The sequence below is a fragment of the Brucella pituitosa genome (genome assembly GCF_965577835.1).
In the GTDB taxonomy this organism is placed as follows: Bacteria; Pseudomonadota; Alphaproteobacteria; order Rhizobiales; family Rhizobiaceae; genus Brucella; species Brucella pituitosa.
This window is the reverse complement of record NZ_OZ264092.1, coordinates 783,882-795,791: the sequence shown is the minus strand read 5'-3', so window position 1 is coordinate 795,791 and position 11,910 is coordinate 783,882. Positions and strand designations below refer to the sequence as shown.

Below are 11,910 nucleotides of genomic sequence, written 5' to 3'. Positions count from 1 at the left end.
GCCCGCTTTATGCGGGCCTTTATTTTGGTTTTGGAGAATGAACATGCAAACTGCTCCATCGCTTATGCTGCAAGAAACCGAACAGTCACCTTCTGTTGTGGCGAAACTTCTTGAAGCAGAAGTCGGAACATTTGCTGAAATTGGGCGCTTGTTTGAAAAATCGCCATCAGTGATTACCACGGCTGCGCGCGGCTCGTCTGACCATGCTGCGACCTTTTTCAAATATCTGATGGAGATCGCCACCGGTATTCCGGTTGCCTCCATCGGTCCATCGGTGGCTTCCGTTTATGGTGCCGAGCTCAAACTGAAAGGTGGTCTGCATTTCACGGTGTCGCAATCGGGTGCAAGCCCGGACATTATTGCGGTGCAGGATGCGGCAAAGCGTGGCGGGGCTGTGACGGTTGCCGTTGTTAACGTGACCGATAGTCCGCTTGCGAAGGGTGCCGATATTGTGCTCGCCCTTCATGCAGGCGAAGAGAAAAGCGTTGCCGCTACCAAGTCTTTCATTGCGTCTGTCGCAGCGCTTTCAGGCGTGGTGGCTGCGGCCAGCAACGACCCGAAACTGAAAGATGGTTTGATCCGCTTGCCAGAAGCGTTGACCGCAACAAGGTCGGAAGGCCGTGAGGTGGTGGAAGACCTGTTGGTCGAGGCAAAGTCGCTGTTCACGGGCGGACGTGGCACCGCCTATGCCATTTCACTTGAAGCTGCACTCAAGGCCAAAGAAACTGCCAATATTCATGCGGAAGCATTCTCGCTTGCCGAGCTGATGCATGGACCGATGCGGCTGGTGGAAACCGGCTTCCCAATTCTGTCGTTCATACCGCAGGATGAGGCGCTTGAAACAAGCATTCAGGCACTGGGCAGGCTTCAGTCGTTCGGCGCAAACCTGGTTTCGTTTGGTGATGCGGAGGTGCCGGGACATCGGGTGCCATCAGCAAGCACAGGAAATGGTCATCTCGACCCACTGGTTGCGCTCATCAACTATTATCGGATCATTGAAACAGTAACGCGCCGCAAGGGCTATGATCCCGATAAACCACGTCATTTGAACAAGGTCACATCGACGGTCTGACGAATTAACCTACAATTCCATTCTTCACGCATTATCGACTTGATAGCGCAATCCGGTCAGTGCATTACGCATTCTGGCATGGTTGGCGCTGCATCGTAGAGTAAAAAATCACGATGTAGCTGCGCCTGCGTAATAGAGGAAGTTCGATGCATAATTTTGTCCTGACCGTCACCTGCAAGTCCACCCGCGGTATTGTTGCCGCCATTTCGGGTTATCTTGCGGGCAAGGGTTGCAACATCATCGACAGCGCCCAGTTCGATGATCTGGACACGGGTCGCTTCTTCATGCGCGTCAGCTTCATTTCGGAAGACGGCGTGGCGCTTGATGTCCTGCGCGAAGGCTTTGAGCCAATCGCGGCGCCGTTCGAAATGGATTTCGATTTCCACGGCAATGCCCATCGCACGAAGACGCTGCTTATGGTGTCGCGTTTTGGTCATTGCCTGAATGATCTTCTTTATCGCTGGAAGATCGGTGCTCTGCCAATCGATATCGTTGGTGTTGTATCGAACCACTTCGATTATCAGAAGGTTGTCGTCAATCACGACATTCCGTTCCATCATGTGGCCGTCACCAAGGCGAATAAGCCGGAAGCCGAACAGCGTCTTCTGGATATTGTCGATAATACGGGCACCGAGCTGGTGGTTCTTGCGCGTTACATGCAGGTTCTGTCCGATCAGCTCTGCCAGAAAATGTCGGGCCGCATCATCAATATCCATCACTCGTTCCTGCCGTCTTTCAAAGGGGCAAACCCTTACAAGCAGGCTTATGAGCGTGGTGTGAAGCTGATTGGCGCCACGGCGCATTATGTGACCGCCGATCTCGATGAAGGTCCGATCATCGAACAGGATGTTGCTCGCATCACCCACGCGCAGAGTGCGGCGGATTATGTGTCGATTGGCCGTGATGTTGAAGCGCAAGTTCTGGCGCGCGCCGTTCACGCGCATATCCATCACCGTTCATTCCTCAACGGAAATCGCACCGTCGTATTCCCGGCTTCGCCTGGGTCGTTCGCCTCCGAACGCATGGGCTGATATTGCGGTTCTGACGGCCTGCAAATCGCGTCTTTTTGCGCTTCCGGTGCTCACGTACTCAAGTACGCTGCGCGCCGGTTCTCAAAAGCCACGATTTTCGGCACGTCATAACGACAATCTCGCTAATCGCATGGCTTAGTGAAGCATCGGTCGATGCGTTGTGCCAATTCAAAGTTTAAGCCAATAAAAAACCCCGCTGAAAAGCGGGGTTTTCTTTTGATCTGAAATCAGACCGATTAGTCGATGTCGAAGGAAACGCCCTGTGCGAGCGGCAGAGCCTTCGAGTAGTTCACAGTGTTGGTTGCGCGGCGCATATAGCCCTTCCACGCATCCGAACCCGATTCACGGCCGCCACCAGTTTCCTTTTCGCCGCCGAATGCGCCGCCGATTTCAGCACCCGAAGTGCCGATATTGACGTTTGCAATGCCGCAATCCGAACCTTCAACCGAAAGGAAGCGCTCTGCTTCCTGCAGGTTCAGCGTGAAGATCGACGAGGACAGGCCTGCGCCAACTTCATTGTGGCTCGCCAGCACGTCGTCGAAGTCCGAATACTTCATGACGTAAAGGATCGGCGCGAAGGTTTCTTCGAGAACTGGACCCTGCTGCTTTGGCATTTCGACGATAGCTGGGCGCACGTAGTAAGCGTTTTCATGGCCAGCTTCGACGCGTTCGCCGCCCTGTACCTTACCGCCGTGAGCGGCTGCTTCCTTCAGTGCCTTCTGCATGTTGTCGAAAGCAACCTTGTCGATCAATGGACCAACCAGAGCAGTGGTTTCGAGTGGCGAACCAACGGTAACGCTGGCATATGCCTTCTGCAGACGTGGAACGAGAGCGTCGTAAACGCTTTCATGTACGAACAGACGACGAAGTGTGGTGCAACGCTGACCAGCGGTGCCCATTGCACCGAAAGCGATTGCGCGCAGTGCCATGTCGAGATCGGCCGATGGGCAGACGATACCGGCATTGTTGCCGCCGAGTTCGAGGATTGCACGCGCAAAACGCTTTGCAAGACGTGGACCAACTTCGCGGCCCATGCGGGTCGAACCGGTTGCCGAAAGAACAGGAACCTTCGGGCTGTCAACGAGAACTTCACCAACAGTACGGTCGCCGAGTACGACTTCAGCCAGACCTTCTGGAGCATCGCCAAAACGCTTAATTGCGCGCTTCAGGATTGCGTCACATGCAATAGCGGTGAGCAGGGTCTTTTCCGATGGCTTCCAGACAACCGAGTTGCCGCAAACGATAGCGAGAGCGGAGTTCCATGCCCAGACAGCAACAGGGAAGTTGAAGGCCGAGATAACGCCGACAACGCCAAGCGGATGCCAGGTTTCCATCATACGATGGCCAGCGCGTTCGGTAGCGATTGTGAGGCCGTAAAGCTGACGCGACAGACCAACTGCGAAATCGCAGATGTCGATCATTTCCTGTACTTCGCCGAGGCCTTCCGAAGGAATCTTGCCAGCTTCGAGCGAAACGAGACGGCCGAGGTCTTCCTTGGAAGCACGCAGTTCTTCACCGAGCAGGCGGATCAGTTCGCCACGCTTTGGTGCTGGAACAGTGCGCCAAGCACGGAAAGCTTCATCAGCCTTGTCGATGATCTTGGCTGCATCTTCCTTGCTGTGGGTCTTGACCGAAGCAATCTGCTCGCCGGAAACCGGGCTGAAACCAGCAAGGTCGCCCGATGTGTAGATCGAGGCGTCAACGCCAAGCTTGGACAGAAGATTTGCAGCTTCCTGCTTCACGTCGAGTTTTTTAACAGCGGTGTTCATGGTTTTCCTCTTAAGTCAGTATTGGTTTATTCGGCTGCTTCAAGGCCGCTCAAGCGGGCGAGTACAGCTTCAATAGATTCGCGTTCGATGCGAGCATAATGCTCGAATTCATTGAGAACCTTGGCGCCAAGGTCTTCCTCGAAACGCTTCTGGTTCGGGCTTTCCACAAAATCCTGTGCGTCGTCGTCGCCGAGGTTCGACTGGAAGATACCAGCGGCACTGACCGGCAGGAAGTCTTCATAGATAATCGGATCGAACTGGACTGCGCCGCCTTCGATCAGAGTTTCAATATCGGTATTAGCCGGGAAGGCTGCAAGACGTGCAGCATCCTTGACCGAATAGGCGAAATAGCCAAGGGCTTCTTCGCGCACGCCAGCCCATGTGTCAGGGAAAGCGGCAAAGGTGTCGCTTAGTGCTTTCACATATTCAGCCGAGTTTGAGCCATCCGGAGCAGGGCGGGCAACTGCACGGGTGTCGTTGAGCAGCTTGTCATAGAGCGCACGGCCCTTTGGTGTGAGAGCAACGCCACGCTGTTCGATTTCACCGAAACGGGCAGTGTGGGAGCCTGGTGTCCAGGTGCCGTCTGCGCTGACAAACGAAACTTCTTCTTCCAGTGCCTTGAACGAGGTCTGGCGCAGAAGGATCGGGCATTTGCGGGTTGGCGGACCTTCGACAACTGCCTTCGGGTTGATGCCGCGATCTGGCATCTGAACCTGCACGGCGTCGATGTCGAGCGTGCGTGGTGTCAGATGGTTGATGTGCGGACCCTTGAAGGAAACAACGTCGGCGATCAGGCGATGCGCATCGTGGAGGCGATGGTAAAGCTCTGCGCTGACATTGGCATGATCATGCCAGCGGAAAGTCTCTAACACTTCTGCAACGAAGATCTTCGCATCGGCTTCATCAAGGCCGCCATTGGCCTCTGCCTTCTCGACAAGCGCAATTGCGCCCGGCGTGAAGATTTGGCGCTTCGCGAGAACCTCTTCCGATTCTGCACGCAGCTTTTCGTCCGAAATCAGGTCAAGGCGCAGGAGCGACGTGAACACACGGAATGGATTGTGCTTGAGTGCTGCATCTTCGATCGGGCGGAAGGCGGTGGAATGCACTGGCACGCCAGCCGCACTCAAATCGTAGTAACCAACCGGAAACATGCCCATGACGGAGAAAACGCGGCGCATCATCGAGAGTTCAGCAGCAGTGCCGAGACGGATTGCACCGTGACGTTCTTCGGAAATGCGCTCAAGCGAATCTGTTTCCGTCAGACGCTCATGCAGATGCGCATCGTCTGCCAGAACTTTCGCGTTCACATCGGAGACGAGTTCCATCAATGTGCCATAAGCAGGCACTTCTTCCTTATACATGGCCGACATGGCTGCCGAAAAGGCGGAGCGAATGGCGTCCGGCGAAATGAATTTATGCTCGTTCATTGCGAAAGCTTCCGTAGAACTTGTGTCATCTTGGGGACGGACATGTTAATTGCGGGAGGAACATGCCTGGATTATGATGAAAATGTATCATATCAGCCGTTTTGCCGTTATGATTGCGACGAACGCAACTATGTTAATGCGAGATTGGAATGAAGCTTAGCAGGAGACTGATCCCCGACATTGCCACGCTACAGGCGTTTGAATGTGCGGCCCGGCATGGCAGTTTCACGCAAGCCGCCAATGAACTTAATCTCACGCAGAGTGCTGTCAGCCGTCAGATCAAGGATCTTGAAAGCCAACTTGGCGTGCTGCTGTTTGAGCGCATCCGTCAACGTATTCTTTTGTCCGATGCCGGGCGCAAGTTTCTGCCGGAAGTGCGGCGTTTGCTCAACCAGACGGAAGACACGATGCTGCGTGCAATGGCGTCGGCACAATCGACCTCTTCATTCAGTGTTGCAACCCTGCCGACCTTTGGCACACGCTGGCTGATGCCGCGTATTCCGGATTTTATTGAAAAGCATCCCGGGATTGCAATCAATGTCGCCTCGCGGTCCGGCGTTTTCGACTTTGAAGAACAGCCATTCGATCTCGCTATTCACTATGGCCAGCCGGTCTGGGCACATGCGACATGCACATTTCTGTGCAGTGAAGTCATTGTGCCGGTGGCCAGCCCAAGTCTACTCAAAGCACGACATCCCGCCAATCCCGAAGAACTTGAAAACGAGCCGCTGCTGCATCTCGCGACCCGTCCGAAAATGTGGGCGCAATGGTTTGAAAGCTGTGGCATTGAAGGCAAATCCGCCTATCGCGGCCATCGGTTCGATCAGTTTTCCATGGTAATTGGCGCTGCGCTTGCGGGGCTCGGCTTTGCATTGCTGCCGCTTTATCTGATTGAGCAAGAGCTGCGGAACGGTGAACTGGTTATGCTTTTCGAGCAGCCGATGCGCACCGAGAATGACTATTATCTGGTGGTTCCGGAAGGCAAACTTGAGAACCCGCTGACGCAGGTTTTCTGTCAGTGGATCGCGGGGCAAGTGGGGAACGTTGTCCTATAGGGTAAGTTCATTCCCAACCGGCATGAATTGTTGCATAAATATTGCTGTCATTGAGACTTCCAGCGCGTGAAATAGTTTTGGCGGTAAAAGCCGTCTGTTTTTCATTCTATGAAATGGTTGCCGTTCATGCTCAACGATCCACGCTCTCATGGCCTTTGGGAAAAGACCGCTCCAGCTGCACCAAAAACAACTGCTCTTAAAGGCGATCTGACTGCCGATGTGGTGATTGTTGGTGGTGGTTTCACCGGGCTTTCCACTGCGTTGCATCTCGCGGAAAAGGGCACGAAAGCAATCGTGCTGGAAGGTATCGAAATCGGCTATGGCGGTTCGGGCCGTAATGTTGGTCTGGTCAATGCGGGCATGTGGGTCATGCCTGACGATCTGCCGGGTGTTCTGGGCCAGAAGCACGGCGACCGTCTGCTCGACGTTCTCGGTAATGCGCCGAAGCTGGTTTTTGAACTGATCGAGAAGCATAAGATTGCTTGCGAAGTTGAAAAGCAGGGAACGCTGCATTGTGCGGTTGGCAAGAACGGTCTCAAGGAACTTGAAGATCGCTATGAGCAATGGGCACGTCGCGGCGCCAATGTGAAGCTGCTCGACGCCAGGGAAACTGAAGCCAAGGTTGGCACCAAGGCGTATGCCGGATCTCTGCTCGATCTGCGTGCCGGTACAATTCAGCCACTTGCTTATGTGCGCGGTCTGGCACATGCGGCGGTTGCTGCAGGTGCACAAATCTTTACGGCAAGCCCTGTAACGGGTGCCAGCGAGCAGAACGGTAAGTGGGTGGTGAAGACCGCTGCCGGTACTGTGACAGCTGACTGGGTTGTGGTCGCAACCAACGCCTATACCAATGTACCATGGGCAGAGGTGCGCGCGGAACTGGTGCATCTGCCTTATTTCAACATGGCGACCAAGCCGCTTTCTGACAATTTGAAAAAGAGCATTCTGCCAGAACGTCAGGGTGCGTGGGATACGAAGGAAGTTCTCTCTTCTTTCCGCTTCGATCAGCAGGGCCGTCTCGTGTTTGGTAGTGTTGGTGCGTTGCGCAATACTGGTGCTGCCGTTCATACGGCATGGGCTAAAAAATCATTGAAGCGCCTGTTCCCGCAGATCGGAAATGTCGAGTTTGAAGCCGAATGGTATGGCAAGATCGGCATGACCAATGACAGCCTGCCGAAGTTCCACCGTCTTGGACGTAATGTCGTTGGCTTCTCTGGCTATAATGGCCGTGGCATTGCGCCGGGTACGGTATTCGGACGCTTATTGGCACAACTCGTTTCAGGCGTAATTTCCGAAGACGATCTGCCGTTGCCTGTCACCGATCCGAAGGCGCAGAATTTCCGCGGCTTGCGCGAGGCTTATTATGAAGCCGGAGCACAGGTAGCGCACGCGGCTGAGATAATCATCTGAAGCTGCCTCACACTGTCATATAATTGAAGCCAAAGCCCGTTATGGCATCCGCGTCGCTTCCGAGTGGAAGAGATGCGGAAGGTGAAATCGATCTCTTCAAGTGATAGATGCCCTTCTGCGGACCGTTCGTCTGCCGGAGGGCATTTTGCTTTCTGAAATCAGTTCCGATTTTCTGGCGGATGTTTTAGAGATTTGTTTGACAGGTGAGTCATGAACAGGAATGATCGCGCTTCTCGATATGACAGTATCTGCGCCATTTCAGCTCGCATGCAGCGTAATCACGCCGGAGCGGCGGCACATGCTGCCGAAAACCACACAGAAATTCGAGGAGCCAACTCCATGACCAAGATGCTGAAGCGGGCCAGTGCTATTCCTGCTCTTCTTGCTCTTTCCATCGCCGTGGCGCAGGCCGATACGCTGACGCTCTATACGTCGCAACCGGAAGCGGATGCGACCAAAACGGTCGAAGCCTTCCGCAAGGCCAATCCGGATACGGATGTGCAGATTTTCCGTTCGGGAACGAGCGAACTCCTCACCAAGCTTGCTGCCGAGTTTTCGGCTGGCGCGCCGCAGCCTGACGTTCTGCTGATCGCTGATGCGGTGACGATGGAAGGTCTCAAGAAGGACAAGCGCCTTCTTCCTTACACCGACGCCAAGGTTGATGGTTTTTCTGCTGATAGCTACGACGTAGACAAGACCTATTTCGGCTCCAAGCTGATCACCACCGGCATTGCCTACAACACGGGCGCGTCCCAAAAGCCTGAACATTGGGCCGATCTCGCCAAGGCTGATTATAAGGGTCAGGTGGTCATGCCAAGCCCGCTTTATTCGGGTGCTGCCGCCTATCTCCTGAGCGGTTTCGCGCTCGATAAGGATCTTGGCTGGGATTATTTCAAGAACCTCAAGACCAACGAACTCGCAAGCGTCAAGGGCAACGGCGCCGTGCTGAAGTCGGTTGCGAGCGGCGAAAAGCCTTACGGCATTTTGGTTGACTTCATGGCGCTCAATGCCAAGGCCAAGGGTTCGCCGATTGAGTTCGTCTTCCCGTCGGAAGGCGTGCCTGCAGTGACCGAACCGGTTGCGATCATGGCAACCGCCAAGAACGTTGATGGCGCAAAGAAGTTCGTCGATTTCATCCTGTCGGATGATGGTCAGAAGCTGGCACTTGAGCAGGGCTATCTGCCTGCCAAGGAAGGTGTAGGTCGCCCCGCATGGCTGCCGGAAGGCACCAAGATCAACATCATGTCTATCGACACCCAAAAGGTTCTCGATCAGACTGATGCCGACAAGAAGCAGTTCTCCGAGCTGTTTGGTGGATAAGGCATTTTAATGCGCATGTTTCGAGATATTCAGGGCCGTGATGCGGCCCTGATTGTTGGTGTAACGCTGATTGTTGCAGTGCTTTCGCTTCTGCCGATGGCGCGTCTGCTGGTCGAACTGGTCGCGCCGCAGGGACAGTTTTCGATATCGGTGCTCACTGAAACGCTGAGCAGCCGCTCGACATGGGTTGCCACATGGCATTCCCTGCAGATCGGTATTGGCGGCACGCTGCTTGCGCTGGTGTTTGGCATTGTAGCGGCGTTGCTCGTCGGCCTCACCGACATGCGCGGGCGCAATGTCTTTGTGCTTTTCTATGTGACACCACTGCTGATCGCCCCGCAGGTAACAGCGCTGGCGTGGCTCCAGCTTTTCGGGCCTTCCAGCCAGTTCCTCAAGATCATCGGCATGGTGCCGCCGCTGGGAAGCCGTAATCCGCTTTATTCCGTCTGGGGCATCATCTTTCTGCTTGGCGTGCAATATGGACCGCTGGTCTTTCTGATTGTACGGGCGGGCCTGCGCAAACTCCCACGCGAGCTGGTGGAAGCCGGTCTGAGTGCCGGTGCCAGCAAATGGACCGTTCTGCGCACCATCATTCTGCCGCTGATGACGCCGTCTATCATCGGTGCCGCCGCCTTGGCCTTTGTTTCCTGCGTCGGCAATTTCGGCATCCCGGCGTTTCTGGGGATTCCATCGAATTATCTTGTTCTGCCAACGTTGATTTATCAGCGCCTTGCGGGCGGTGGGCCAGCTGTGCTGTCGAGTGTCGCGGTGCTTTCTGTGCTGATCGGACTGATTGCCATGGCAGGAATCGCCGCGCAGGACTATGCTTCGCGCCGTCGTGATTTCCGCATTGTTTCAACCTCGCTGCCAGCCGCACCTTTTGCGCTTGGCGCATGGCGCATGTGGGCGGAGCTGGCTGCATGGCTGTTGATCGTGGTGGTGCTATTCTTGCCCTTGATTGGTTTGACCCTTTCAGCACTGGTTCCAGCCTATGGTGTGCCGCTGACATTTGCGACCGCAACGCTGGAAAATTTCCGCTTTGTGATGCTTGAGCATGGTGGTTCGGCGCGTGCTTTCGGCAATAGCCTGATGCTGTCCTTTGCGGCTGCTGTGTTTGCGGTGCTGATTGCGGTCCCGCTTGCCTATATGCTGGCATGGCGCAAACGGCGCTGGACGCCTATCCTCAATTTTGCAGCCGAGATGCCCTATGCGCTCCCGGGCGTAGTTCTTGCAATCGCCTGTCTGCTGATGTTCTTAAAGCCTCTCCCGGTTGTTGGTGTTAGCCTTTACAATACGCTCTGGATTATCCTGTTTGCCTATCTCGCACGTTTTTTCGTGCTGGCGTTGCGGCCAACGGTTGCGGGTCTTCACCAGATTGACCGTGCGCTGGAAGAAGCTGCGCGAATTGCGGGGGCAGGGCTTTTCTATCGGCTGCGGACCATTATATTTCCTCTTGTCGCACCAGCGACGCTTGCAGGCGGCGTGCTCATTTTTATGACCGCATTCTGTGAGCTGACGGTTTCAGCGCTTCTCTGGGCGTCGGGATCGGAAACGCTGGGCGTGGTGATGTTTTCTTTTGAACAGGCGGGCGATTCCGCCTATGCGGCTGCCATATCCATTTTGGCCGTTGCGGTGACATTCATGCTGATGCTTGCAACAAATCTGTTTGCGCGGCGTCTTCCAAACGGGGTGCTGCCATGGCGCGACTGAAAATCGCTTCTGTTTCCAAGGCCTTCAACGAGTTTCAGGCCCTGTCTGAAGTGTCGCTCGATGTGAAGGATGGTGAGTTCGTTGCTATTCTCGGACCGTCTGGCTGCGGCAAGACCACACTTCTGCGGATGATTGCCGGTTTTGAAGATGTTGACGGCGGCGAAATCCATATTGGTGACAGCCGTGTTTCTCATGTGGATGGGAACGTACCACCTGAGAAGCGGCAGGTCGGTATTGTCTTCCAAAATTATGCGCTCTGGCCACATATGACGGTCGCTGAGAATGTCGGCTATAGTCTGCGGGTGGCAAAGGTTGCCAAAGCCGAGCGCGAGGCCCGTGTGAAGCAAGCGTTGGCGCTGGTCGATCTAGACGGTTTTGGTGATCGCCGCCCGGCCAATCTTTCAGGTGGTCAGCGGCAGCGTGTGGCTTTGGCCCGCTGTCTGGTAGCAGCCCCTTCGCTGGTCTTGTTTGACGAACCGCTTGCCAATCTCGATATGCATTTGCGTGCTTCGATGGAAGACGAGTTTGCGGCTTTCCACAAGCGCACCGGTACGACGATTATCTACATCACGCATGACCAGGCCGAGGCCATGGCGCTTGCCGATCGTATCGCCGTGCTCGATTATGGCAAGCTTCAGCAGTTCGATACGCCGCGCAAGCTTTACGAAGAACCGGCCAGCGAAATGGTTGCATCCTTTATCGCGCATGGCATGGTTCTGCCTGCGGAGGTCGTGTCTTTTGCGCAAGCGGGACATTGTGAGGCGCTGGTGCTGGGAAGCCGTGCGCAGGTGCGTTGTTCCGGCATTGAAATGCCGCGTGCCAATGCGCAGCTCTGCGTTCGCGCAGAAGATCTGGCATTGACCGAAACCGGCGGCATCCCCGTGCGGGTCAAGCGTTCGGTCTATCGCGGTGGCGGTTCACGCATCGAGGCACATCCGCTCACCAAGCCGGATATTCATCTGCATTTTGAAGTGCGCGATCCGGTGCGGCTCGAAGAAGGCGACGAGGTTCGCATCGCCATTCGCGGTGGCTGGATTATTCCCACCGATGAAATGCCGGTGAGAAAAGTCTCAACCGGCTTTCCAATCGGCAACAAGATCTGAATGTAAAAAGGGC

At 55.1% G+C, this 11,910-nt stretch carries 9 protein-coding genes; 7 read left to right on the top strand and 2 right to left on the bottom strand.

The window, feature by feature from the left end:
- Nucleotides 1-43: 43 nt before the first annotated feature.
- Both ACSME1_RS03830 and purU read left to right on the top strand, forming a co-directional pair.
- The gene (locus ACSME1_RS03830) at nt 44-1,072 is read left to right on the top strand and encodes an SIS domain-containing protein (RefSeq protein ID WP_024899348.1); all 1,029 of its coding nucleotides are present in this window, start codon (nt 44-46) and stop codon (nt 1,070-1,072) included.
- A gap of 146 nt (nt 1,073-1,218) precedes the next feature.
- On the top strand, nt 1,219-2,103 hold the full coding sequence (gene purU / locus ACSME1_RS03825; protein WP_435654938.1) for a formyltetrahydrofolate deformylase: 885 nt from the start codon (nt 1,219-1,221) through the stop codon (nt 2,101-2,103).
- Nucleotides 2,104-2,339: 236 nt separating this feature from the next.
- On the opposite strand, the gene amaB is transcribed toward purU, so the two are convergent.
- Entirely contained in the window at nt 2,340-3,872 is a 1,533-nt protein-coding gene (gene amaB / locus ACSME1_RS03820; RefSeq protein ID WP_105705688.1) for an L-piperidine-6-carboxylate dehydrogenase, read from the bottom strand.
- Nucleotides 3,873-3,898: 26 nt separating this feature from the next.
- Nucleotides 3,899-5,299: a 2-oxoadipate dioxygenase/decarboxylase HglS gene (gene hglS / locus ACSME1_RS03815; protein WP_105705690.1), complete on the bottom strand. Its 1,401-nt coding sequence runs from the start codon at nt 5,297-5,299 to the stop codon at nt 3,899-3,901.
- Between the two features lie 149 nt (nt 5,300-5,448).
- Between hglS and ACSME1_RS03810 the strand changes: the two genes are divergently transcribed.
- The 5 genes from ACSME1_RS03810 (at nt 5,449) to ACSME1_RS03790 (ending at nt 11,897) form a co-directional block, all read left to right on the top strand.
- Nucleotides 5,449-6,354, top strand: a complete 906-nt coding sequence (locus tag ACSME1_RS03810) for a LysR family transcriptional regulator (protein ID WP_100558686.1) — start codon at nt 5,449-5,451, stop codon at nt 6,352-6,354.
- Between the two features lie 126 nt (nt 6,355-6,480).
- Entirely contained in the window at nt 6,481-7,764 is a 1,284-nt protein-coding gene (locus tag ACSME1_RS03805; protein ID WP_024899353.1) for an NAD(P)/FAD-dependent oxidoreductase, read from the top strand.
- A gap of 339 nt (nt 7,765-8,103) precedes the next feature.
- Nucleotides 8,104-9,084, top strand: a complete 981-nt coding sequence (locus tag ACSME1_RS03800) for an ABC transporter substrate-binding protein (protein WP_105705692.1) — start codon at nt 8,104-8,106, stop codon at nt 9,082-9,084.
- Nucleotides 9,085-9,093: 9 nt separating this feature from the next.
- Nucleotides 9,094-10,794: an ABC transporter permease gene (locus ACSME1_RS03795; RefSeq protein WP_105705694.1), complete on the top strand. Its 1,701-nt coding sequence runs from the start codon at nt 9,094-9,096 to the stop codon at nt 10,792-10,794.
- Nucleotides 10,782-11,897, top strand: coding sequence for an ABC transporter ATP-binding protein (locus ACSME1_RS03790; RefSeq protein ID WP_105705695.1), 1,116 nt, complete (start codon nt 10,782-10,784; stop codon nt 11,895-11,897). The genes ACSME1_RS03795 and ACSME1_RS03790 overlap by 13 nt, the downstream gene beginning before the upstream one ends.
- Nucleotides 11,898-11,910 lie beyond the last annotated feature (13 nt).